Below are 25,100 nucleotides of genomic sequence, written 5' to 3'. Positions count from 1 at the left end.
CGCGAGACGGGCCGCGAACGTCGCTCGTAAGACTCGCTCCCGACAGATTACGTTGTGCGCGAATGTCGCCAACTACGGGCGAGCCGATGTCACACTTTTCGCTACGACGATATGAGCTACACCGATATGAACCACGGTGGCGGACACCACGATCGAACACCGTGCAACATATGCGTGACATTTGTCCCTGGAGGACACCCTCGCGGTGGCTCTACCAACCAGTGCGTACTAGCGTCGAGGGGTGGCGTTGAGTCTGTTGGGGAAGGCCGGACCCGCATCGGCCGCACGCGAATCAGGATATGCCGCACACCGTGCCGGCGTTGACCGGCTGCTGGCGAGCTATCGCGCGATACCGGCGCATGCCAATGTGCGACTGGCGAAGAAGACCTCGAACCTGTTCCGTGCCAGAGCCAAGAACACCGCACCCGGCCTCGACGTCTCCGGGCTGACCAAGGTGATCTCGGTGGATCCGGTGGCACAGACCGCCGATGTCGCCGGCATGACCACATATGAGGAGCTGGTCGCGGCCACCCTGCCGTACGGGCTGGCCCCGCTGGTGGTTCCGCAGCTGAAGACCATCACGCTCGGCGGCGCGGTGACCGGCCTCGGCATCGAATCCACCTCGTTCCGCAACGGCCTCCCACACGAGTCGGTGCTGGAAATGGACGTGCTGACCGGCTCGGGCGAAATACTCACCGTCACACCGGATGGCGAGTACGCCGACCTGTTCCGCGGCTTCCCGAACTCATACGGCACCCTCGGTTACACGGTCCGGCTGAAGATCCAGCTGGAGCGCGTACAGCCCTACGTCGCGCTGCGGCATGTGCGCTTCCACGATCTCCGCGAGTTGGAGGCCACGCTGGCCAGGATCGTCGAGGAAAGAGCCTACGACGGCGAACAGGTCGACTACCTCGACGGCGTGGTGTTCACCGCCGAGGAGAGCTACCTGACCCTCGGCCGCCAGACCGACGAGGCGGGCCCGGTCAGCGACTACACCGGTATGGACATCTACTACCGGTCCATCCAGCACGACGGCGCCGAACCCAAGCGCGACCGTCTCACCATCCACGACTACCTGTGGCGCTGGGATACCGACTGGTTCTGGTGCTCACGCGCCTTCGGCACGCAGAATCCGAAGATCCGCCGCTTCTGGCCCAAGCGCTACCGCCGCAGCAGCTTCTACTGGAAGATCATCGCGCTCGACCACAAGTACAACCTCGGCGACAAGCTCGCCGCCAGGAAGGGCCAGCCGCCGCAGGAACGCGTCGTGCAGGACATCGAGGTTCCGGTGGAGCGCACCGCCGACTTCGTCGAATGGTTCCTGCGCGAGATCCCGATCGAACCGCTCTGGCTGTGCCCGCTGCGTTTGCGGGAAACCAAGGAGGCGGGAACAACCGGCCGCGTTTGGCCCTTGTACCCGCTGGAGCCGAACCGAACCTATGTGAATGTCGGGTTCTGGTCGGCCGTCCCCAAGGTCCCCGGGCAGCCCGATGGCGCGGCCAACCGCGCCATCGAACGCACGGTGACCGAGTTCGACGGGCACAAATCGCTGTACTCGGATGCCTTCTATGGCAAGGATGAGTTCGCGGCGCTCTACGGCGGGGATACCTACAGCGAACTGAAGAAACGCTACGACCCGGACCAGCGCTTGCTGGACTTGTATTCGAAGGCGGTGCAACGCAAATGACCACGTTCAAGGACCGTTCCGACGTCTTTGCCGATCTCGGGACCAAGCTCAGCATTGCCGAGATCCTGGAGACCCTGATCGACGGCGAGGTCCCCATCCGGATCAGCGCATACGACGGAAGTGCGACCGGACCGGCGGATTCGCAGTACAAACTGGATATCCGCACCCCGCGCGGCATCAACTACCTCGCGACCGCACCCGGCGACCTCGGCTTGGCCCGCGCGTATATCGCGGGCGATATGGTGGCCGAGGGGGTGCACCCCGGCGACCCGTACGAAATGCTGCGGGCCATGGACAGCCTGAAGTTCCGGCGTCCGTCCGCGCTGGCCCTGGTGACCATCGCGCGCTCGCTCGGCTGGGAGCGGCTCAAGCCCGTCGCCCCGCCGCCGCAGGAGACCCTGCCGCGCTGGCGCCGGATCGCGCTGGAGGGCCTGCGGCACTCCAAAACCCGCGACGCCGAGGCCATCCACCACCACTACGACGTCTCGAACACCTTCTACGAGTACGTCCTCGGCCCGTCCATGACATACACCTGCGCCTGTTACGGCGCCGAGGACTGGACGCTGGAGCAGGCACAGGAGAACAAGTACCGGCTCGTCTTCGACAAGCTACGCCTGAAGCCGGGCGACCGCCTGCTCGATATCGGCTGCGGTTGGGGCGGCATGGTGCGCTACGCGGCCAAGCGCGGCGTCAAGGTCATCGGTGCGACACTGTCCGCCGAACAGGCGGATTGGGCGCAGAAGAAGATCGCCGAGGAGGGACTGTCCGACCTCGCCGAGGTGCGGCACTCCGACTACCGCGACGTTCCGGAGACCGACTTCGACGCCGTCTCCTCGATCGGGTTGACCGAACACATCGGCGTACACAACTACCCGTTCTACTTCGACTACATCAAGGGCAAGCTGCGCGACGGCGGCCTGTTCCTGAACCACTGCATCACCCGCCCGGACAACACCCGCACCACCAAGGCGGGCGACTTCATCGACCGGTACGTCTTCCCGGACGGTGAGCTGATCGGATCCGGCCGCATCATCTCCGAAATCCAGAACATCGGACTCGAGGTGCTGCACGAGGAGAACCTGCGCGAACACTACGCGCTGACCCTCGCGGAATGGTGCAAGAACCTGGTCGCCAATTGGGATGCCTGCGTCGAAGAGGTCGGCGAAGGTACTGCGAAGGTGTGGGGGCTGTATATGGCTGGATGTCGGCTTGGGTTCCAGCGCAATGTGGTTCAGCTGCATCAGGTGCTGGGGGTTAAGTTGCCGGCGGACGGTAGCTGGACGGTGCCGTTGCGTCCATGGTGGGAGGCGTGAGCCGACCAAATCCTCGCTGACGCTCGGATTTTGGTCGGTTCACGCCTCAGGCGCTGGTTCGACAGGGCGGATGCGCTGGCGCGCATCCGCCCTGTGCATAGGGTTGGGGTGGAAAGTCGCTCTTGCCGGGGAAGCTTGGGGAACCGAGCTGGACGCCGGCTTGTGGTGGAAAGTCGCTCGTGACAAGAAAGCCTCGTGAACCGAGCCGGATGTTGGGTCGCGGTGGAGAGGTGTCAGTCCAGCAGTTCGGCGAGGAATAGGGCTGGGAGTTCGGTTTCGGCGGATTGCATTGCGGGGGAAGGCATTTCGTCGCGGAGGACGCGGAGGATGCCTACTACGCCGGGGCCTGCGTCCAGCAGGGGGCGGGTCCAGCCGAGTTTGGCGCAGTCGGCGGCGGCGGGCAGCAGGAGGCCGGTGGCCTCGCCGACCCAGCCGGAGGCGGCGAGGCATTCGGCGAGCAGCAGTACCGCGTCCAGTTGTGCTCGGGGGCGGTGTTGTTCGTGCATTCGGCCGTGCAGGGCGCGGGCTCGGCGGACTGCGCGGTCGTCGGCGCCGAGACGGTGTTCGGCCAGGAGGCCGCGGATCGCGGCGATTTCCTCCGCTTCGGCGGCGAGTGCCGCTGCGCCGGATATCCGGCGGGGCGAATGTATCTGTGCGGCATCGTATTCCGAGCCGTTCGCGGTGGGGCCGCCGGACAAGCCCAGGCGCAGGCGCTCTGCCCTGATATGCGCATCGAGGCGAATCAGCCTGTTGTCGTGGGCGATTCGTGCGCCCTCATCCAACCGTGCCGCCGCCGTGTACAAATCGCCGAGGCCCGCCTTCACTCTGGCGCCGACGACGAAGCTGGAGATGAGGAAGTCCACCGGGCCGACCCTGGTCACCAATTGGTGGCTTTCGTCGAGCAGCCGGTCGGCGTCGGCGAGATCGCCACGGCGGTAACTCAATTCGCCGAGCAGCGCGGCCGCCACCCGCACCGCGTGCGAGCGCGGGCCCGATCTGGTCTGCGCCGTCTCCCATGCCCGCTGGAAGCATTCGGTGGCCGTGGCGATATCGAGCTGCTCGTACGCGGCGGCGCCCATACCGCACAGCCCGAATACCGCGCCGAGCGGATCCTTCGACCGCGCATGGTATTCCGCGGCCCATTCCTGTATTTCGCGGGCGCCGTCGAAGTCGAATTCGCACAGCCGCACGAACGAGGTCAGATTCGCCGCGGTGGATACGGTCCAATCCGACTGGTCCTGCGGATGTTCCAGGATTTCCGCGATCCGCGCGGCGACGCCCTCGGTGTGATCCCTGGCGATTTGATCCGACGCCGCGAGCACCGCCGCCTCGGACCGCTGGCGCCGCACATCGGCATCGCTAGCCGAACCGCGCGCGAGCAGATTCGACAATCGGCCGAGCGCGTTGCGCGCCGCACCCGACTGCTGCAGGTTCACATTGGCCCGCGCCACCGCCATCAAAAGCTTCGAGCGCGAAGCCACCTGCTGCATGGGCAGTTTCGATACGGTGCCGAGCAGCGTCGCGAGGCGGGACCGGTCGATGAGGTCCATGCCGCCGCTCTCCAACAGATCCAGTGCCATCTTCAGATCGGTGGCGGCCAGCGCGTGATCCACCGACTTGCGCAGCAGCTGATGCTCGTAATACCAGCGAGATGCCTTGCGGTGCAACGCCTTCAACCGGCCCGGGTGGGCGCGTTCCAGCCGGGCGCGCAGATGTTCGGCGAACAGCGGCTGCATCCGGAACCACTCCGGATCGTGTTCGATGCGCCGCAGGAACAATTCGCGCTGTTCGGCCTGCTCCAGCAGTTGCTCGGCATCGGCGTCACCGGACAGCGCGGCGGCGAGCGATCCGGAGACCCGCTCGGTCACCGAAATGGCCATCAGGAACTCCAACATCCTGGGTTCCAATGTGTCCAAGACGTTTTCGGCCAGATACTCGCGGATACCGTGCGTACCCTCGGACAGGTTCGCGATCAGCTGCGCCGGATCGGCATTGCCGCGCAGCGCCAGGCTCACCAGCTGGATGGCGGCGGGCCAGCCGTCGGTCGCGTGATGTATCTGGTCGACCTGCGCGTCGGTCAGCGCGAAACCGTTGTGCTCCACCAGGATCTGCTTGGTCTCCGCCGCGGTGAGACGCAGTGCGGCCGAACCGATTTCGACCAGTTCGTCATGCACTCGCATCCGGCTGGTCGGCAGGCCGGACTGCTCCCGGCTGGTCACCACGAAGCGCAGGTGGTGACATCCGTTGTCCAGCAACGCCGCCATCGCCCGGTGCGCGCCCGCGTCGGTGACCCGGTGCCAGTCGTCGACGATCACAACGACCGTCGAACCCGCGGCATGGATCTCATCGATCAGCGTGGTGATGACGAAGGCGGCCGCATCCGCGGGCCGCTCCTCCAGCACCTGCTCCAAACCGGTTCCGAGATCGGGCCGGACGCGCCGGATCGCCTGGATCAGGTGTGCGAGAAACCAGATCTCGTTGTCGTCGTCATGCGCGATGCCGATCCACGCGACCGCGATACCGCGCTCGGTGAGCTCACCGCGCCACTGCGCGGCCACGGTGCTCTTGCCGAATCCGGCGGGCGCGTGGATCACCGCGAGCCTGCGCCGCCCGCCCGCCCGCAGGATGTCGAGCAGCCGCGGCCGCGGCACCGGTGCCCTGGCCGGGGTCGGCGGCCGGAATTTGGTGGTCGCGGTCGGCGGCAGCGTCGTCGCCGAAGGCGCGGACTGGGCACTGGTTTGCCCGCCCGCCTGATTCAGATTCAGCGGCCAGCTGCGCCGGGCCGTCACCGCGGGCCGGGCCAGCGTGGTCGACTCACCCTCTTCGACCGGGCCCTCGAATTCGTCCAGCGCCGCGGACGGGTCCAGCAGCGCCATCTCGTCGGGCACCTGGTCGTGCTCGAGCTGCGCCGCCCGCAGCAGCTCGCCGAATTCGAAGGCGGAGGCGGGGCGGTCGTCCGGATCCGAGGCCATCGCGTATTCGATCGCCGCGGCGACATCCGCCGGAATATCGTGCTCGCGCAGGTCCGGCACCGGCTGGGTGGTGATCCGCAGGAACTGCGCCACCACCTTCTCCCCCGCCTGCCGTTCGAAGGCGGCATGCCCGGTCAACAGGGCGAACAGCGTCGCGCCGAGCCCGTATATATCGGAGCGGGTGGTCGGGTCGTCACCCTTGAGCACCTCGGGTGCGGTGAATGCGGGCGAGCCGGTGATCAGGCTGTTCGACGTGCGGAACCCGCCGGGTATCCGGGCGATGCCGAAGTCGGTGAGCTGCGGTTCGCCGTACCCGGTGAGCAGGACGTTCGCCGGTTTCACATCGCGATGCAGGATGCCCGCCCGGTGCGCGCTCTCGATCGCGCCCGCCAGCTTCACCCCCGCCCGCAGCGAATCCGACCAGGTGAGCGGGCCGTGCTCGCGGATGAGCTGTTCGAGCGAACCGCGCCCGCAATACGGCATGACGATGAACGGCAGCCCGGAGCCGGTGACATCGACCTGCAGAATGTCCACGATATTCGGATGGCCGGACAACCGGCCCATGGCCTGCTCCTCGCGCAGGAAGCGCTCGCGGCTCTCCGCCTCCAACTCCTCGGACAGCACTTTGACCGCGACCACTCGATCGAGGGCGCGCTGAATACAGCGATACACCACCCCGAACCCGCCCCGGCCGATCTCCTTCGCGCCGTAGAGCCCCATTGCCTCCAGTTCATCGGTGATGCCGAAGGGCGTCTGACGCTGGGTATTCGATTCGGCCGGGTCCGATCCGGGGTTCTCCTTACCCGAACGTGGTTGTCGAGTCATGTGACCACCTCGAACTGACATCGAATCGGCGTCACCGGCGAGCAGTACACACGCCGACATCGGGCACCCCAGGCGATTCTCGGATGTCCGATATGTCTGCGCATACTCCAACGTAGCGCGCTATGGACCCATAGGTGGAGCTTTCGAAACAGGCCGATTTCGCCCACGCCACGATCGGCGCCGGAATTGCTACCGATATTCGGCTGCACTCGGGCCATCGAAACCGGATTATCCTGCGCCGGAACGGCTTTCGGTATGTCCGTACCAGAACGCGTACCCGCGCGGCACACCCACCGCCGGTATCCCTCGCGACACGCCGAGATGAACATCGCGGGCGCGCACCTCACCCACGCCCGGACCCGCCGACGAACCCGCTGACCCGCTCCGGAACGATCCGCACGACCATCCGCCGCACGGTGTCCGGCTCGGGCGGCGGTTCGGTGCCGAGATACTTCCGCGACACCAGGAACTGCACCTCCCGGTCCGCGTCGTCGGTCAGCTCGGCGACGCCGCGAATATCCACCGAGCGGTACGGATTCGCGGTATCGAATACGGTCAGGCTCACGCGCGGATCGCGACCCAAATGACGCGCCTTCAGTCGGTCCGCCGTCGTGGAGAAGACAACGGTGTCACCGTCGCGCAGGATCCACACCACCGACGTATGCGGCGCGCCATGCGCATCGAGTGTCGCGACGGTCGCGAAGTTCCTTCCGTCGAGTATCTTCCGCACCTCGGCGTCGAACACCACCGGCATGAGCAACTCCTCGATCCGACTCGACGTACTCCGATCAGAACAACCGATCGGCCGAACCAGTTTGTTCCGCGTACCGGAAAGCAAAAGCCCGCCAACGCGGAACACGTTGGCGGGCTTTGCTTTTCGGCCTATTACTTACGCAGCGAGGCCGGGACCTCGAAGCGGTCGCCGTACTTGGCCTTCAGCTCGTCGGCACGCGCAACGAACGCCTGCTGGCCGCCCGGGTAGCCGACGATGAACTGGTGCACACCACCGGTCCAGGCCGGGTAGCCGATACCGAAAATCGAACCGATGTTGGCGTCGGCGGTCGAGGTCAGCACGCCCTCGTCGAAACACTTCTGGGTCTCGATCGCCTCGATGAACAGCATCCGGTCGATCAGATCCTGCAGCGGCACCTGGAAACCGGCCACCGACTTGAAGTGCTCACGCAGACCCGGCCACAGCCCGGTGCGCTTGCCCGACTCGTCGTACTCGTAGAAGCCCGCCTTCTCCAGCCGACCCGGACGCCCCTGCTCGACCATGTAGTCGATGACATCCAGCGCCGGGTGCCGCTTGCTGCCCATGGTGGCATCGCCGTGCGCGATCGCCTCCTGGGTCTCCTTGGCGATCTTCTGCATGAGCTTCATGTTCAGCTCATCCGACAGCTGCAGCGGCGCGGCCGGGTAACCCGCCTGCGAACCCGCCTGCTCGATCGTCGCGGGCTCGATACCCTCACCCAGCATCGCGATCGCCTCGTTGACGAACGTGCCGATCACCCGCGAGGTGAAGAAACCACGACTGTCGTTCACCACGATCGGGGTCTTCTTGATCGCCAGGGTGTAGTCGAACACCCGGGCCAGCGCCTCATCCGAGGTCTTCTCACCCTTGATGATCTCCACCAGCGGCATCTTGTCCACCGGCGAGAAGAAATGGATGCCGATGAAGTCCTCCTGGCGCTTCACACCGGTGGCCAGACCGGTGATCGGCAGGGTGGAGGTGTTCGAGCCGAGCAGCGCGTCGGGGGTGACGATGTCCTCGATCTCCTGGAACACCTTGTGCTTGAGCTCGGTGTTCTCGAAAACCGCCTCGATAACGAAGTCGACGCCGGCGAAGTCGGCCGCATCCGCGGTCGGCTTGATCCGGTCCAGCAGCGCCTTGGACTTCTCCTCGGTGGTCTTACCGCGGGACAGCGCCTTGGCCTCGATCTTCTCCGAGTAGTTCTTGCCGCGCTCGGCCGCCTCGATGGTGACGTCCTTCAGCACGACCTCGTAGCCGGCCTTGGCGGAGACGTAGGCGATACCGGCGCCCATCATGCCCGCGCCGAGCACGCCGACCTTGCGAATCTCCTTCTTGGGCACATCCTTCGGGCGCGAACCGCCGTTGTTGATGGTCTGCAGGTCGAAGAAGAAGGCCTGAATCATATTCTTCGCGACCGGCCCGGTGAGCAGGTGCACGAAGTAGCGGGATTCGATCAGCGAGGCGTTGTCGAAGTCGACCTGCGAACCCTCGACCGCGGCGGACATGATCGCGCGCGGCGCGGGCATGTTCGCACCCTTGATCTGCTTGCGCAGGTTGGCCGGGAAGGCGGGCAGGTTCGCGGCGAAGGCCGGGTTGGACGGGGTGCCGCCCGGGATCTTGAAGCCCTTCTTATCCCACGGCTGCGCGGCCTCCGGGTTGGCCTTGATCCACGCCTTGGCGGCCGGGATCAGCTCGTCGACCGAGCCGACCAGCTCGTCGATCAGGCCGATCTCCTTGGCCTTGGCCGGCTTGTTGCGCTGGCCCTGCAGCAGCACCTGCATCAGCGCGTTCTGCAGGCCGAGCATGCGCACGGTGCGGGTGACGCCGCCACCGGCGGGCAGCAGGCCGAGGGTGGCCTCGGGCAGACCGATCTGCGAACCGGGCACGTCGGCGGCGATGCGGTGGTGGGTGGCCAGCGCGATCTCCAGGCCGCCGCCGAGCGCGGCGCCGTTGATCGCGGCGACGACCGGCTTGCCGAGCTGCTCCAGCCGGCGCAGCGCCGCCTTGATCTCGGTCAGCTCGTCCATCAGCTGCTTGGCGTCGTCCTTGGTGACCTTCATCATGTTCTTCAGGTCGCCGCCGGCGAAGAAGGTCTTCTTGGCCGAGGTCAGCACCACACCGGTGATGCTGTCCTTCTCCGCCTCCAGCCGATCGACGGTGGCCGTCATCGACTTCTTGTACAGCTCGTTCATCGTGTTGGCGCCCTGGTTCGGGTCGTCCATCGTCAGCACGACGATGCCGTCCGAATCCTGCTCCCAACCGATCATGTTGGTGTCGCTCACAGCTCTGTGTCTCCTTGTTTCATGGCGGCATTCACGGGCCCTGCGTGGTTACGCAAGCTGCCTCCTCCGGGCCTGACGTTCATGCCGCGCGAATTCTCAGCTGCCGGTTGGGATTAGACGCGCTCGATGATGGTGGCCACACCCATGCCGCCACCGATGCAGAGGGTGATCAGCGCGTAGCGGGCGTTGCGGCGCTCCAGCTCGTCGACCATGGTGCCGGTGATCATCGCGCCGGTCGCACCGAGCGGGTGACCCATGGCGATCGCGCCACCGTTGACGTTCAGCTTCTCGTCGGGCACCTGCAGGTCCTTCTGGAACTTCAGCACCACCGAGGCGAACGCCTCGTTGATCTCGACCAGGTCGATGTCATCGATGGTCAGGCCCGCCTTGGCCAGCGCCTTCTTGGCGGCCGGGGTCGGACCGGTGAGCATGATCGTCGGGTCGGCGCCGGAGGTGGCGGTGGCGACGATGCGCGCCTTCGGGGTCAGACCGGAGGCCTTGCCCGCCTCCTCGGTGCCGACCAGCACGAGCGCGGCGCCGTCGACGATGCCGGAGCTGTTGCCGCCGTGGTGCACGTGGTTGATCTTCTCGACGAAGTGGAACTTCTGCAGCGCCACCGCGTCGAAACCGCCGAAGTCGCCGATGCCGGCGAAGGACGGGTTCAGCTTGGCGAGGTCCTCGACGGTGGTGCCGGGACGCATGTGCTCGTCGCGGTCCAGCACGACAAGGCCGTTGAGGTCCTTGACCGGAACGATGGACTTGGCGAAGTAGCCGCCGGTGGTGGCCTTGGCGGCCAGCTCCTGCGAGCGCACCGCGTACGCGTCGACATCGTCGCGGGTGAAGCCCTCGATGGTGGCGATCAGGTCGGCCGAAATGCCCTGCGGCACAAAGTAGGTGTCGTAGCTGGTGGCCGGGTCCATGGCCCAGGCGCCGCCGTCCGAACCCATCGGAACGCGCGACATCGACTCGACACCGCCCGCGATCACCAGGTCGTCGAAGCCGGAGCGGACCTTCTGGGCGGCCAGGTTCACGGCCTCGAGGCCGGAGGCGCAGAAGCGGTTGAGCTGGAAGCCGCCGACGGTGTCGGGCAGGCCGGCGGTGAGGACGGTGGTGCGGGCGATATCCGCGCCCTGGTCGCCGACCGGCGACACGACACCGAGGATCAGATCCGAAATCCGGTCTTCATCGAGATTCGGAAAGCGATTCCGCAGCTCCTGGACCAGACCCGTGGTCAGGTCGATCGGCTTGACCGAATGCAGCGACCCCTTCTTGTTGCGGCCGCGCGGGGTGCGGATGGCCTCGAAAATGTAGGCCTCTGTGGTCATATCGGAGTTTTCCTTCCTCGGGTGCGGCGGGCGGACCGGGCATCCGTCCGAGCGCTTCATTGCGCCGAACCGCGTTGTGCGGCGCGGCCGCGGGTAACCTCACCGACCGGTCCAGCGGACCGATCGTCCTGACGCTGTACAAAAATCGGCAAGCCTCGGCGATGACGTGTCCAAATGTGCGGTTTGGCCTGTGCACACGATAGAACTTGGCAACGCCGGAGCTCGCGGCCACCCGTTCATAGTACCGTGCGTGCGAACTCCGGTTAACTTAACGATGCGAGCGCCGCGGTTGTCAACCGTCCAGCCGTGTGGCCCCCAGCTCATTTCTGAGCAATTCCAAGGCGACCTCGTCCGGATCGCGACGATTGCCCGCCGGCACCGGGGTCGCGGCCTCGGCCAGCATCTCCTCTTCGTCGTCCGGCGTGACTTGCGGCGGTACCGGATCCGGGGCGTACCCGCCGCGCGGCGCGGCCTCGAAACCGCCCGCTGCCGCGCCGGTATCCGCCGGAGCGAAGTCCGCTGGCCCCGGGTCGTCGGGTAGATCGGGGTAGTCGGGCGGCGGGATGTCGTCGTCGCCGAATGTCCGCGGCTCCGGGCGAGTACCGCGCTGATTGCCGCCGGCCGGTTTACCCGCCCCCTTCGCCTGGCTCGGCCGGGAGAAACGCGGCGGCGCCGCGCTATCTCTACCGCCCGCGCTGCCCGATTCCCGCTGCCCGCCGCCGCGCGACCGGTTCCCCCCGGCCACCTTGGGCGCCGCGGCCGGGCGCTGCGCCGGGCCGCCTGCCTCCCAGCGCACCTCGTGATCACGGCCGAGCACCGCGCGCACCGCCGACCGCACCGCATCCAGGTTCTGCTGACTCGACAACCGCTGCGCGAGCGGCGGGCTCTGATGCGCGAATACGATCGCCGCGCCATCCACCCGCGCCACCGACGCACCGGACAGCAGCGCCTGCAGCGTCGGCCCGAACTCGCGCACCTTGGCCCGGATATCCGCCCACGCCGCCTCGACCGCCCGCATCAACTCCTCGGGTTGCGGTTCATTCGCCACCGCCCCGCTCGTAACCGAAGGCGATTCCTCGTTCACCACCGGCCGCGAGGAGATCGGCTGCGCCGCATCGGCTTCCACCGGCCCGGATTCGGCGGCAACATCGTCTCCGGCCGCTTCACCGCCGAATTCGGCTGCGGCACTTGCCGATTCGACCTCGTCGGCGTATGCGTCGGCGATGTCGAGCGACGCGTCCACCGCATCGGCCCCATCGGCGTACTCGGCTTCGTCGAGGAATTCGGCCGGATCCTCGCCCACCTCCGTTACGGCGTCGTCGAGATCATCGACCTCCGACAACACCGGCTCGGACGCCCTCGTACTTTCCGCACCCAGGCCACCTGTAGCAGTGGCGCTGGCCCCAGCCGACGAATCACCCTGCGCGGCGGGCCTTTGCGCACCCTCGGCCCCGGAACTGGCACTACCCGCACCAGGCTCACGCCCGGACCCACTCGGAATCGAGCCATCCGCCGCGTCGATGACCCCGACCGATGTTGCGCTATCGCCCGATTTCGCAGGGACGGAAACGCCGTGCGGCCGTTCCTCAGCAGTCGCAGCGCCGTCGACGGCTGCCGACCGGTCGATTGGCCCTGGGCTATTCGAAGCCGCCACGCCACGGCGATCGGCTGCACCGGGATCTACTGCGCCAACGGCCCTACCAGCCGTAACACCAACGGCCACAACTGGATTCCGATCGCCATGCGATGCGGCAGCCGCGTCGCCGACCGGCATCCGGCCACCCGTCGGATCGACCGTCTCGGCGGGCCCGCCGCCCGCGGCGATTTCGGATCCACGCTGGCCGCCCTGCGGCTGAGCGGAATCTGCCGCACCCGAGACGGCGACGCCGCCACGTCCGGACGGGTTCCCTCGGCCGGAGGAGGGATCGGGTGCTGCGGCGGATTCACCGCCCGCACCAGCCACGCCATGCTCGGATCGGCTGGGCGGCGCTGCGGCAGCCTCGGGACGACTCTGGTCGCCCGGCGACCGAGCAGGATCCGCCGCGTCACCGGAATCTCCATGTCCGGGCGGACTATCCGGTGACGCTCCGCCACCGGGCTGTCCTTGACCGCCGCGCCCCGCGCGGCTCTCCCGAATCGCCGCGAGCGCCTCCGCGCCGCGGCGGCGGCTCGGGTCGGCGGGCGCGGCCGCCGGTTGACTCGGCGCACGCTCCGCGGCGGGTGCGGGGCCACCCGCCGTCGCACCGGCGGGGGCGACGGGCATCGCTCCGCCCGCGAAACCGCGCTCCAAACGTTCGAGGCGTTGCAGCGCGGCGGATTCGGCGTCGGAGACCGATGGCAGCAGCATGCGGGCGCAGACGACCTCGAGCAGCAGGCGCGGTGCGGTGGCGCCGCGCATCTCGCCGAGCCCCTCGTGCAGCAGTTCGGCGTAGCGGGCCAGGGTGGCCGGGCCGATGCGCTGGGCCTGATCGCGCATGCGATCGAGCACATCGCCGGGGCCGGAGACCAGTCCGCGGTCGGCGGCGTCGGGTACGGCGCGCAGCAGGATCAGGTCGCGGAAGCGTTCCAGCAGGTCGACCGCGAAGCGGCGGGGATCGTGCCCGGCCTCCATCACCCTGTCGACGGTGCCGAACAGCGCCGCGCCGTCGTCGGCGGCCAGCGCCTCCACCGCGTCATCGATCAGCGCGACATCGGTGACGCCGAGCAGCGCCACCGCCCTCGGGTAGGTGACGCCCTCCGCCCCGGCACCGGCCAGCAGCTGATCCAGCACGCTGAGGCTGTCCCGCGGCGAACCACCGCCTGCGCGAATCACCAAGGGGTACACGGCCTCTTCGACCGGCACCTGCTCCTGTTCGCAGATCTTGCCGAGCAGACCGCGCATGGTGGCGGGCGGCAGCAGCCGGAACGGGTAGTGGTGGGTGCGCGAACGGATGGTCGGCAGCACCTTGTCCGGTTCGGTGGTGGCGAAGATGAAGATCAGGTGGGCGGGTGGTTCCTCGACGATCTTGAGCAGCGCGTTGAAGCCCGCGGTGGTGACCATATGCGCCTCGTCGACGATGAACACCCGGTACCGCGACTCGGCGGGTGCGTAGAAGGCGCGGTCGCGCAGCTCGCGGGTGTCGTCGACACCGCCGTGGCTGGCCGCGTCGAGTTCGATGACGTCGAGATTGCCCGGACCGCCCGGGGCCAGCGCGACACAGGACGGGCAGACACCGCACGGCGTAGAGGTCGGACCCTGTACGCAGTTCAGCGATCGCGCCAGAATGCGCGCCGATGAGGTCTTGCCACATCCGCGCGGGCCGGAGAATAGGTAGGCATGACTGATCCGTCCGGTGTCGAGCGCGGTGCTCAGCGGGTCGGTGACGTGTTCCTGACCCACCACCTCAGCGAACGTTGCCGGTCGGTACTTCCGGTACAGAGCCACGGGCAGAGGCTACCGGCGCCCACCGACAAAGAACATTTCTGCTGCTCCCACGGGCTCGGCGCGGCTTCCGAAGAGGCAACCCGGAGCCATAAATGTGATGCAAATCACATATCACCAACAGCCCGCCGAATCCGCACCAAACGGCGATAGAAGTCGGCAACATCGGAGCAATCGCCAATCGGAAATCGGTCGAAACGGGAAAACGACAACCTAGCCACCAGTATTTTCGGCATTTATCCGAACTCACGCCCCGAATTTCCCCTGTTTAGTGGAGATAACGAAATCATCAATGGGGATGACATTCACGCAATCCGCTGGCTAACGTGGCCCTTGGCAACTTCGGTAGCCAAACCTTCATCAGGTTGGTGTCCCCGGCCGGTCCCTCATCCCGACCGGGGCGCAACCTGGTTTTCGCGCTTTATCCGGCACTTTCGCCGATTTCCACACTTCCACACCGGTGTCTACCCGCCCCGCCGGCTCCGCCGGCTGCCATTCCCGGAGGACAGTCCCACCGTGACGTCGTGTGTCGACATCGCCGCCGCCTGGCTTTCCAGCACCGACTTCGCCGGCGACAATGCCGCGGTCGGCCTGCTCAGCCGCGCGATCAGCCCGCAGGAATTCGCGATCAAACGCGATTCGCTACCGGTGGCCGCGGCCGCGGATCCGGCCACCGCGGCGGCCATTCTGGAACTGCTCGAACGCGGGCAGGTGCCGACCATGGCCGCCATCCGCACCCTCACCGCGCAGAACGAGATGCGCAAGGAGGCGGAGCGGATCGAGCGCCTCGGCCGCCGCGCCCAGCGCAGCATCGACGACTTCGGCAGGGCACTGGCCCGGCTGGCCAACGACCACTGGAAGGCGTACGGCATCGGCCCGACCCGGCGCGACGTGCTGTCCTCCGACGAGGTCATGGGCCTGATCCGGGATCGCATCGGCGATATCGCGCCCGGCGCCGTCAAACATCTGTGGCTGATCGAGCGGGCCCAGCGCGCGGGTTGGATCGCCTCCAATGCCAATCCCGGATCGCTTTGCGCCGGGCGGCGCTTCCACGCCGCCAAATACGGCAACCGGGTTTCGCTGCGGCCGGTGAACACCATCGGCACGCTGGTCGCCGGATATCTCGCCGAATACCGCACCGAGCACGGACGGCCGCCGCGCTGGTCGAGCATGGCGCACGAGCTGCGCGACGACCGCGGCCGCCGGATTTTCCACGACACCGCCGATGCCCGCGTTCAGCAGCAGTGGCTCAGCACCGCCGAATGGCTCGCGGTGGAGAACGAGCTGCCGGTGCCGGGTCGGCGCGGCCTGCGGATACTCGCCCGGCGCGGACAGCGACCTCGGCAAACATCCCACGAGTGAGCTGTCATTGAATTTGCGGCGTTCGGGGCGCTACGTGGTTACGCTTCGCTACCGCCTCCGCGCCTGACCTCACGCCGCGTTCGGTAATTTCTTCGCAACGCATTGGGCGTGGAAGGAGTTACCCCGTGGCACAGATCGATCCCGCGGCCACCGCCTGGCTGCTCATCAGCACCGCCCTGGTGCTGCTGATGACGCCGGCCCTGGCCATCTTCTACGGCGGGATGGTGCGCTCCACCGGCGTACTCAACATGTTGATGATGAACTTCATCGCGATCCCGCTGGTGACGGTGGTCTGGCTGCTGGTCGGATACTCCCTGGCCTTCGGTGACGATGCGGGCGCCGGGCTCATCGGCGGCCTCGCGCATATCGGCATGCGCGATATCGATCCGCACACCGTGCACGGGACGGTTCCGGAACTGCTCTTCGCCACCTTCCAGCTGACCTTCGCGATCCTGACCGCCGCGCTGGTGAGCGGCGCGATCGCCGATCGCGCGAAATTCTCCGGCTGGATGGTGTTCGTCCCGCTGTGGGCGCTGGTGGTGTATGTCCCGATCGCGCACTGGGTTTGGGGTCCGGACGGCTGGCTCGCCAAATTCGGCGCGCTGGACTACGCGGGCGGCATGGTCGTGGAAATCGCCTCCGGCGCTTCGGCTTTGGCGCTGGCGATCGTGCTCGGCCCGCGGATCGGATTCAAGGTGGACGCCATGCGGCCGCACAACCTGCCGTTCGTGCTGCTCGGCGCCGGACTGCTGTGGTTCGGCTGGTTCGGTTTCAATGCCGGATCCGCGCTGTCGGCGAATGGTGTTGCGGCGGCGGTCTTTTTGAACACGCTGGTGGCCGGATGTCTCGGCATGCTCGGCTGGCTCGCGGTGGAACAGATCCGCGACGGGCATCCGACCACCTTCGGCGCGGCATCGGGTGCGGTGGCCGGTCTGGTGGCGATCACGCCGTCCTGCGGTTCGGTGAACACCCTCGGCGCGGTGGTCGTCGGGCTCGCGGCCGGTGTGGTCTGCTCGTTCGCGGTGGGCTGGAAATTCAAGGCGGGCTACGACGATTCGCTCGACGTGGTGGGCGTGCACTTCGTCGGCGGCATTGTCGGCACGCTGCTGATCGGCCTGCTGGCCAACCAGGTGATGACCGGCGGCGCCGAGGGTCTGTTCTACGGTGGCGGACTCGCTCAGCTGGGCAAGCAACTGGTGGGTGTGCTCGCCGTCGCGGCTTATGCCTTCGCCATCAGCTTCCTGCTCGGCAAGGCCATCGATCGGACCATCGGATTCCGGGTGAGCCGGGAGGACGAATCCACCGGCATCGATTTCGCACTGCACGCGGAGACCGCGTATGCCGAAGGGGTGCACGGACATTCGCCGCGGACCTTCGGCCAGACCCACCTCGGGAAATGAGGCGCCGGAGCCGGATCAGCTGACCTGGCTGGACGACGCGGTGAACGTATTGCACTGGGCCGCACGGTTTTTGTCGAGACCGGTCTCGAACCACTGACCGCCGTGCTGCGAGGTGCCGTGATCGCGCATATCGCCGGGCTGGTCGCCGCGGGCGTACGCGTCGCGGCGGGTCAGGCCGATCTGGGTCTGGGTCAGCGATCCGCCGCCCGAGGACGATGACAGGTACATGCCGTCGAAGCAGTTGGCCTGCAATTCGATTCGGCGCGACAGCTCCAGGCCCCTATCGCTGCGGACACCCGCGTCGACCCGCTCACTGTTGGCCCGCTTCAGAATTCCCGCCACGGCCTGCACGTGGTGGCCGAACTCGTGCGCGAAAACCGAGAGGTATATCTCCCAGTGGTCCTTGAAGATCTCGGTCTGCAGCTGGCTGATCGGCAGGTAGATGGTCTTGTTCGCCGGGCAGTAGAAGGCGGCGAAATTGCTGCTCGATCCGGTGCATGGGGTGGTTATGCCCGCGGTGGACGCGCTGACGTTCAGATTCGGCGGCTGGAACGGCAGATTCTTCTTCGCCAGCACCGGTTTCCACGCCGCCGCCAGGCAGTCGGCGGCCGTCTCGAAGAATTTTCGCGCGGTATCCACCTGAGTGCCCCACGGCGTGTACGCGCACTTGGCGGGTAGCAGCGTGGCTTCGGTGTCGGTGAGCAGCGGGTTGGTCGCCGTCTCCGCGGGACCCGACGGCGTGTCCTGGATCGGCGCGACCGAGGACGGACCGGCCGAGGTGGTGTGCCGCCCGGTCACCACGGCGTTGCGCACCACCGCACCGACCACCAGGAATATGACGACGAGCAGCAGCGCCAGCCAACCCCCGCCGCGCGACCGGCGCGGCGGCTGATAGCCGGGATGTCCGGGCGGCCCGTACGGCATGGGCGGCGGACGATGACCCGGCGCACCGCCATAGCCCGGCGGATAACCGGGCGCGAACCCTTGCCCAGGCGGAAAGCCTTGCGGCCCACCGTAACCCGGCCCGTATCCGGGCTGCGGCGCACCGGGACGGCCGGGATACCCCGGCGGATACCCGGGCCGCGGCGCATTTCCGGGCGGCGGACCGTACGGCTTGCCATACCCGGGAGGAGGCGGCGGTACCGGACGCCCGCCCGGCGGTACCGGGCCGTGCCCGTACGGTGGTTGTGTCACGACCCCGTACCCCCTCGTCTCCTGTGGTCGCTGGCCCGGCTGCGCATGCTAGCCGCTGACGCAGGATAGCAAGCTGTCTAAAGTAGGCAGCCATGCTGACATTTCGGGGGGCTGCCGCCGGGGCGCTTGCGCTTGCCACCGCGGGATTGGCTGCCGCTGCGCCGATGGCGCACGGCCAGCCCGCGCCGGACGGCATCGGTCTGAAAGCCGATCTGACACTGGACAAACAGGGTGTGCTGCAGGTTATCGAGACGGTGTCCGTGCCGGACGGCCGCGACTTCCGGATGTCGCTACCGCTGCGGATCGCGCTGAACGGTGATACCGAGCGGATCTTCAAGGTCACCGATATCGATACCAAGGGCCCCGGCACCGCGACGGTGGCCAACGACCAGTTCACCGTCGAGGCGAAACCGGGCGAGTCGACGTTCACCTACGCGGTGCACAACACGGTCGCCGACGAACCGGGCAGCCAGCTGTTCCGCTACCTCGGGGTGATCGGCACCGATATCGCCTCGATCCAGGCCAGCCTGCTCAGCCCCGACTACCGGATCGCGATCGTCGACTGCAAGCTCGGCCCGCCCGGAAACGCAAGGGACTGCGGGAATGTGCACACCGAGGTCGACGGCACGCTGTATCTGGAGCAGTCGGGCCTGCACAAGGGCGATGCGATCGATCTGACCGTGCAGCTGCCGCCCGGCACCGTTCCCGCCAACGCCGATATCCGCGACACCCGCAATACTGGTGCGTTCGCGTTGACCGCGCCCGCGCTCGTCGCATTCGGCGTTCTGCTCGTCGCGCTGGCGGGCCTGCTCGGCTTCGTATTCTGGTCGCGACGCCAAAATGCCGCCGCCGGAAGCGGTTCCGAGGTGGTCGACCCGCTGCTGACCGAGGGCGACCGGATGCGCTTCGCCTCGCCCGACGGCCTGCTGCCCGGCGAGGCGGGCCTGCTGCTCGACGAGCACGCCGACCCCGTCGATATCGCGGCGACCGTGGTGGATCTCGCGGTGCGCCGCTACATCTGGATCGGCCCGATCAGCGAAACCGATTGGCGGATAACGCGAATCAACCAGCCCGATGATCAGCTGCGCGATTACGAGAAGGCCGTCTACCTGGCGTTGCTGCCGGACGGCACCGATTCGGTCACCCTCGGTGAGCTGCGCGCGCCGGGACGGATTCCGGCGGATGCCGTGCGCGACGCGCTGATCGCCGACGCCGTCACCACCGGCAACTTCGTCGACCGCCGCAAGCCCGGCCCGCCGATGTGGTTGGGCGGCGCGCTGATCGCGGCGGGCATCGTCGCCACCGTCGCGCTCGCGATGACGTCGGGACACGCACTGGTCGGTGTCGCGATCGCGTTGGCCGGTATCGCGGTACTGCTGCTGCCGCGCTATCTTCCCGGCCGCACCGCGCAGGGCCGCGCGGTGACGGCGCGGCTGCGCGGGTTGCAGCGCGGGCTGGAAAACGTTCGGCGCGAACAGATTCCACCGGCCGATCAGGAACTGGTCTTCTCGAGGGCGCTGCCGTTCACCCTGCTCGGCGGGCGCGCCGACAACTGGATTCGCACCTTCCGCGACCTGAATCCGGCCGCGGCGCCGCAGCCGGGCCTGTACTGGTTCGGCGGCTTCGAACGCGATCCGAACCTACAGCGCTTCGGCAGCCAATTCCCTTATTTCATAACGGCATTGGAAGGTCTGTTCGCGGACGAGAAGCGATAGGCGGGCACCGAGCGGGACAGGGTCGCGGCGAAAAACCCTGTCCCGTCGGTGAGCTCAGAGCCGCCGCATCGCCGTGAGCGGATCCGCGTAGAGCGCGCTCAGCGACGTCACGACCGCGGCGAACTCCTGCACCTTCCCGCCGAAGCCGCTGATCCGAATGTCGGTGGGCGGCAACGACGATCCCTGATTGAATGCCCGCGCGACGTGCGCGACCGCGGGCCGGTATCCGTTGAACGCCTGCCCGCCGAGGATCACCCGGTCGGGATTGAGCATGTCGCGCACCATGGCGACGGTGTGTCCGAGAATCGTCGCGCGCTCGGCGAGCAGTTCCCGTGCCGGCTCGGAACCGGCCTCGGCGGCCCGGTACAGGTCGGCGATGGTCGAGCCCGCGGTTCCGTTGTGCGCCGGGATGATTCCGCGGCCGACGGCCCTGGCGTGCAGCGCCCGGTCACCGACGGTGACCTCCAGGCAGCCGCGCCTGCCGCAGGTGCAGTCCACATCGGATCCGGTCGGCAGGTGCGCGATCGAACCGGGGCCGTTGTTCGGCGTGTGCACGCGACCGTCCAATGTCACCGCGATGCCGGCGGTTTCGCGGACGTAGAAGAAGAGGCTGCTGCCGCGCTCGTGATTGCGGTCGCGCGGTTCGCCGGTGGGCAGCAGCAGTTCGGCGGCGGCCATGGCCTCGACGTGCGGCGCCACCGAAACCGGCAGCTCCAACACCTCACCGAGCACCGCGCCGATCGGCGCGCCCTGCCACTGCAGCTTCGGATGCTCGACGACACCGGTCGACGGATCGACCCGGCCGCCGACGGCGACGCCGGCCCACAGCGGTTTGCGGCGATGCCATCGTTGCAGGAATGCCTTGGCGCTGCGGGCGACGGTGTTGGTGGCGAAATCCTGCCCGGTCTGCGGGGTCGCGATGGCGAGCCCGCCGAGGATGCGGCCGCGCAGATCGGCGGCGACGATCTTGGTGGAGACCGCGCCGATATGGATGCCGAGGGTCAGGTATCCCTCGTGATCGATCTCGAAGGGCACCCGCGGGCGGCCGACCGCGCCCGCCGCCGTGAGATCGGGACGTTCGCGCAGCAGTCCAGCGGCGAGTAGTGCGGAGACCTGACGGTTGACCGTGGCAATGCTCAAACCCGTTGTGCGCGCGGCATTGTCGCGCGAGACCGGACCGCCGGTCGCGGCCCGCAGCACGGCGGCCGCCGGATTGTCGGCAATACGCAGTTCGGGTGCGACGACCGGACGCGCGACCCGCACCCGGGTAGCCGTCGAACCTCTGGGAACGGAACGCTCGAGGGTAGGTAGCGACATTTGTGGAATCCTTGCTGAAGTCCCGTAACCCGGACGGGACGTGCCTACACGGGCGGCGAGGCAGCAAACGAGTCGCGAAAACGGCTCAGCTGCGGGTGCAAGGACGACACAGCACGCGTGCCAGCGGCAGCCGCAGGCCCAGCGCGGCGGTCACATAGGTGACCCGCGGGGCGGTAGGACGGCTGGAATTCATAAGAGTGAAACTAACATCGAAACATAGGACGTACCAAGCTCCCGGCCGAGCCGGTGCCACAGACCACAGCATTCGCGCTGGTGAATAGGGGTGCGTCCCAGGTAGGCCAATAGCCGCATCCGGTCGGGAGGGTCAGCCCTTCTTCGCCGCGGCCTTCAGCTGCTTCTTGAACGCCCGCACCTCGAGCAGGGTTTCGTTGTCGACGATATCGGCCGCCGAACGCCGCGAATTCTGCTCCGAATACGCCCCCGCGGCCTTCTCCCAGCCCTTAGGGGTGACGCCGAGCTGTTTCCCGAGCAGGGCCAGGAAGATTCGCGCCTTCTGATCCCCGTACCCCGGCAGCTCCTTCAACCGCCGCAGCACCTCTTTGCCGTCCGGGTCGCCCTTGGTCCAGATCTGCTCGGTCTTGCCGTCGTAGTGTTCGACGACGTACCGGGCCAGCTCCTGCGTTCGCCTGCCCATCGATCGGCCGTATCGGTGGATCGCGGGCGGGGTGGCGGCCAACTCCTCGAATTCCGCCGGATCGGCCTCGGCGATGCGGCGGATATCGAATCCGTTCATCCGGTCGGCGAGCTTCTTCGGCCCGCGGAAGGCGTGTTCGAGCGGGAACTGCTGGTCCAGCAGCATGCCGGTGAGCAGCGCGAACGGATCCTCCGACAGCAGTTTGTCGGCCTCGGGCTCCTGGGCGAGGCACAGCTTCCGGGTCATCGCCGATCCTCCTTGTGCGGCAGCCGATTTCTGGACCGCTCAGATCATCTCATTCCGGTCCCTCATGTGGCGCAGCCCATCCGGATGGGTCAATTGCGGCAATCGTGATCGACATCACAGACCTGCCGTGCGGGCCGGTACGGCCCCGCGTAGGCTCACGCCATGCCTCAGACGACGACATACGGGCTGCGCCCGGATCGTTTCGACAGCGCGGGCCAGGATCAACTGGTCGACGTGCGCGATCTCCAGGCGGCGCTGCCCGGGATCCGGCGGCTGCGGAACTGGGCCCACGAGGCCCTCGCCCTGCGGCCCGGCGAGAGCGCGGTGGATATCGGTTCCGGCACCGGTTCGGAGGTCATGGCCTTCGCCGATGCGGTCGGTCCCACCGGCACCGCGGTCGGTGTGGAACCCGACCCGAATCTGTTGGCCGCCGCCGAACGACGGGCCGCGCAGGCCGGTTCGCGGGCCAAATTCCATTCCGGCGACGCGTACGGTCTGCCGTTCGGCCCCGACAGTTTCGACGCCGCGCTGTGCGAGCGGGTCTTCCAGCATCTGACCGCGCCGACCCGGGCGGCCAACGAGATCGCCAGGGTGCTGCGTCCCGGCGGCCGGGCGGTCGTCGTCGATGTGGACTGGGGCACGGCGATCGTGCATCCGGGTGAGCGTCCGGTGGTGCGCGAGGTGATCGACACGCTGGTGTCGGCCACCACCAACCCGTTCTCCGGCCGCCGCCTACCCGGACTGCTCACGCAGGCGGGCCTGGTGGTCGACGACATCGGCTCGCATGCGCTGGTGCAGGATCGCAGCGTCGGCGCCGGTGCACTGGTCACCCGCATCGCGGAGATGGCGGTGGCGCGCGGTTCCATCACCGAGGCCCAGCGCGATCTGCTGCTCACGGAGTTGGCGCGCGGCGCGGCCACCGGCGACGCCCACCTGTCGGTGACGATGTTCGCCGTGCTCGCACACAAACCCAACTGAGCTACGGGGATTGGGCCCCGGTCGAAAACCGGGGCCCAATTCGTCTGTGCCGCAGTGAAATTACTTGGCGAGCAGCTTTTCGGTAGCGGCGAGCAGCACGCAGGTCGCCAAGCCGTCCATCGCCTTTTCCAGCTCCGGCAGCTGCGGGAAGGTCGGTGCGATGCGAATGTTCTTGTCCTCCGGATCATTCCGGTACGGGAAGGTGGAACCAGCCGGGGTGATGGCGATTCCGGCGTCCTTGGCCAGCTCGATCACCCGCTTGGCGGTGCCCTCCAGCACATCGAGGCTGATGAAGTAGCCGCCCTTCGGCTCGGTCCAGGACGCGACCTTGGACGCGCCCAGCCGATCCTCCAGAATCCGCTGCACCAGTTTGAATTTCGGCTCCAGGATGGCGCGGTGCTTCTGCATATGCGCGCGCACGCCGTCGGCGTCCCGGAAGAAGCGCAGATGCCGCAGCTGGTTCAGCTTGTCCGGGCCGATGCTCTTGCGCGCGGCGAGCTTCAGGTACCAGTCGATGTTCGCGGTGGAACCGCCGAGGAAGCTGACGCCCGCACCGGGGAAGGTGATCTTCGAGGTGGAGGCGAAAACGATGGGCCGGTTCGGGTTTCCGGCCGCGGCCGCCAGCCCGAGCACGTCGAGCACCGGGTCGGCGGTGTCGGTGAGCGGGTGCACCGCGTATGCGTTGTCCCAGAGCAGACGGAAGTCGGGCGCGGCCGTCCGCATCGAAACCAGTTCCCGGACCACGTCTTCGGAGAAGGTGACGCCGGTCGGGTTGGAGTAGTTCGGCACCAGCCAGATGCCCTTGACCGCCGGATCGTTCGCCACCAGCTCGGCGATGGCGTGCACGTCGGGGCCGTCGTGGCGGACCGGGATCGGGATCATCTCGAAGCCGAGGCCCTCGGTGATCGTGAAGTGCCGGTCGTAGCCGGGGCTCGGGCACAGGAACTTCAGCGCGGGCTCATCCGCCCAGCGGCGCGCCGAATCCGGGGTGCCGAAGAGCATGGCGAAGCTGACCACGTCGTACATCAGCTCGAGGCTGGAGTTGTTGCCCGCCAACAGGTTCGACGCCGGGATGCCGAGCAGTTCGCCGAAGATGGCACGCAGTTCGGGCAGGCCCTGCTGGCCGCCGTAGTTGCGCAGGTCGGTGCCGGCGGCGTCGCGGAAATCGTCCGCACCGGGCAGGGTGAGCAGGCCGGCGGACAGATCCAGTTGCTCCGGCGCGGGCTTGCCGCGGGTGAGATCCAGCGTGAGCTTTTCGGTCTTGAGCGTCGCGTAATTCGCACTCTGCGTCTCGTGTTCGGACACGAGCTCCGCATGGCTCATCAAACCGATCTGCGTTTGCCGGGGCATTGTTGGCAGCCTTTCGAAGCAGCTTATTAGTTGCGGGAGCGGCCGGGCCGAGCGTGGCGGCCGGGCCAGGTCCGTCCGAGCGCGTCGGCGGACCGCCATCACGGTACCCGGCAGTTGCTCTGAATAGGAGGCAATAAATAGAAGGGGACCCAGCGCACCCGGCAGAGCCCGTTGACCCTTGCTGCCTTCCGGCCCTGGGGGGGTTCACAGGATGCGCGCCGCGCTGGATCCGTCGGCCAGTGTAGCGACTGTCCGATCGGTACGGATCGCGGGGGTCACATCCCGATGACGTTCCTCGGGTGCCGAT

15 protein-coding genes and 1 other RNA gene are annotated in these 25,100 nt (G+C 67.4%); 6 read left to right on the top strand and 10 right to left on the bottom strand.

Annotated features, from left to right (window positions below):
- Positions 1–247: 247 nt before the first annotated feature.
- Both LGY53_RS40075 and LGY53_RS40070 read left to right on the top strand, forming a co-directional pair.
- Positions 248–1,687, top strand: coding sequence for an FAD-binding oxidoreductase (locus tag LGY53_RS40075; protein WP_225731917.1), 1,440 nt, complete (start codon positions 248–250; stop codon positions 1,685–1,687).
- Positions 1,684–3,000: a class I SAM-dependent methyltransferase gene (locus tag LGY53_RS40070; RefSeq protein WP_225731889.1), complete on the top strand. Its 1,317-nt coding sequence runs from the start codon at positions 1,684–1,686 to the stop codon at positions 2,998–3,000. The genes LGY53_RS40075 and LGY53_RS40070 overlap by 4 nt, the downstream gene beginning before the upstream one ends.
- Before the next feature lie 233 nt (positions 3,001–3,233).
- Here LGY53_RS40070 and LGY53_RS40065 read toward each other — a convergent pair whose 3' ends face one another.
- The 5 genes from LGY53_RS40065 to LGY53_RS40045 all read right to left on the bottom strand — a co-directional run bounded on the left by LGY53_RS40065 (position 3,234) and on the right by LGY53_RS40045 (position 14,579).
- Positions 3,234–6,797, bottom strand: a complete 3,564-nt coding sequence (locus tag LGY53_RS40065; RefSeq protein ID WP_225731888.1) for a serine/threonine-protein kinase — start codon at positions 6,795–6,797, stop codon at positions 3,234–3,236.
- Between the two features lie 343 nt (positions 6,798–7,140).
- Positions 7,141–7,551 (bottom strand): PPOX class F420-dependent oxidoreductase, encoded by a 411-nt coding sequence (locus LGY53_RS40060; RefSeq protein WP_225731887.1) that lies wholly within the window; start codon positions 7,549–7,551, stop codon positions 7,141–7,143.
- Between the two features lie 131 nt (positions 7,552–7,682).
- Complete coding sequence (locus LGY53_RS40055; RefSeq protein WP_308103080.1) at positions 7,683–9,830, bottom strand: 3-hydroxyacyl-CoA dehydrogenase NAD-binding domain-containing protein; 2,148 nt, start codon at positions 9,828–9,830, stop codon at positions 7,683–7,685.
- Positions 9,831–9,943: 113 nt separating this feature from the next.
- Entirely contained in the window at positions 9,944–11,155 is a 1,212-nt protein-coding gene (locus tag LGY53_RS40050; protein WP_167471507.1) for an acetyl-CoA C-acetyltransferase, read from the bottom strand.
- Between the two features lie 292 nt (positions 11,156–11,447).
- Positions 11,448–14,579, bottom strand: a complete 3,132-nt coding sequence (locus tag LGY53_RS40045) for a DNA polymerase III subunit gamma and tau (protein WP_225731886.1) — start codon at positions 14,577–14,579, stop codon at positions 11,448–11,450.
- Positions 14,580–15,092: 513 nt separating this feature from the next.
- On the opposite strand from LGY53_RS40045, the gene LGY53_RS40040 reads away from it, so the two are divergent.
- Positions 15,093–15,938 carry a hypothetical protein gene (locus tag LGY53_RS40040; RefSeq protein WP_225731885.1) on the top strand — a complete coding sequence of 282 codons (846 nt, stop codon included), beginning with the start codon at positions 15,093–15,095 and terminating at the stop codon, positions 15,936–15,938.
- A 125-nt stretch (positions 15,939–16,063) separates the two neighbouring features.
- The gene (locus LGY53_RS40035; RefSeq protein WP_225731884.1) at positions 16,064–17,338 is read left to right on the top strand and encodes an ammonium transporter; all 1,275 of its coding nucleotides are present in this window, start codon (positions 16,064–16,066) and stop codon (positions 17,336–17,338) included.
- 15 nt (positions 17,339–17,353) lie between these two features.
- Here the strand turns inward: LGY53_RS40035 and LGY53_RS40030 are convergent, their stop codons facing one another.
- The gene (locus LGY53_RS40030; protein ID WP_225731883.1) at positions 17,354–18,532 is read right to left on the bottom strand and encodes a neutral zinc metallopeptidase; all 1,179 of its coding nucleotides are present in this window, start codon (positions 18,530–18,532) and stop codon (positions 17,354–17,356) included.
- Between the two features lie 92 nt (positions 18,533–18,624).
- On the opposite strand from LGY53_RS40030, the gene LGY53_RS40025 reads away from it, so the two are divergent.
- A complete protein-coding gene (locus tag LGY53_RS40025; RefSeq protein ID WP_225731882.1) occupies positions 18,625–20,247 on the top strand; it encodes a DUF2207 domain-containing protein in 1,623 nt (540 codons plus the stop codon).
- 54 nt (positions 20,248–20,301) lie between these two features.
- Here the strand turns inward: LGY53_RS40025 and LGY53_RS40020 are convergent, their stop codons facing one another.
- A complete protein-coding gene (locus LGY53_RS40020) occupies positions 20,302–21,564 on the bottom strand; it encodes an ROK family transcriptional regulator (protein ID WP_225731881.1) in 1,263 nt (420 codons plus the stop codon).
- Between the two features lie 325 nt (positions 21,565–21,889).
- Entirely contained in the window at positions 21,890–22,465 is a 576-nt protein-coding gene (locus LGY53_RS40015; RefSeq protein WP_225731880.1) for an HhH-GPD-type base excision DNA repair protein, read from the bottom strand.
- 162 nt (positions 22,466–22,627) lie between these two features.
- Here LGY53_RS40015 and LGY53_RS40010 point away from each other — a divergent pair, with 162 nt between their 5' ends.
- Positions 22,628–23,443 (top strand): methyltransferase domain-containing protein, encoded by an 816-nt coding sequence (locus tag LGY53_RS40010; RefSeq protein ID WP_225731879.1) that lies wholly within the window; start codon positions 22,628–22,630, stop codon positions 23,441–23,443.
- Between the two features lie 60 nt (positions 23,444–23,503).
- On the opposite strand, the gene LGY53_RS40005 is transcribed toward LGY53_RS40010, so the two are convergent.
- Together LGY53_RS40005 and ffs are read right to left on the bottom strand one after the other, a co-directional pair.
- Entirely contained in the window at positions 23,504–24,793 is a 1,290-nt protein-coding gene (locus LGY53_RS40005) for an aminotransferase class I/II-fold pyridoxal phosphate-dependent enzyme (RefSeq protein WP_225731878.1), read from the bottom strand.
- 139 nt (positions 24,794–24,932) lie between these two features.
- Positions 24,933–25,027: signal recognition particle sRNA small type (gene ffs, locus LGY53_RS40000), an RNA gene on the bottom strand.
- Positions 25,028–25,100: the final 73 nt, after the last annotated feature.

It is taken from the genome of Nocardia sp. JCM 34519.1 (assembly GCF_020361265.1).
GTDB lineage: Bacteria > Actinomycetota > Actinomycetes > Mycobacteriales > Mycobacteriaceae > Nocardia > Nocardia arthritidis_A.
This window is presented reverse-complemented; position numbering and strand designations above follow the sequence as displayed.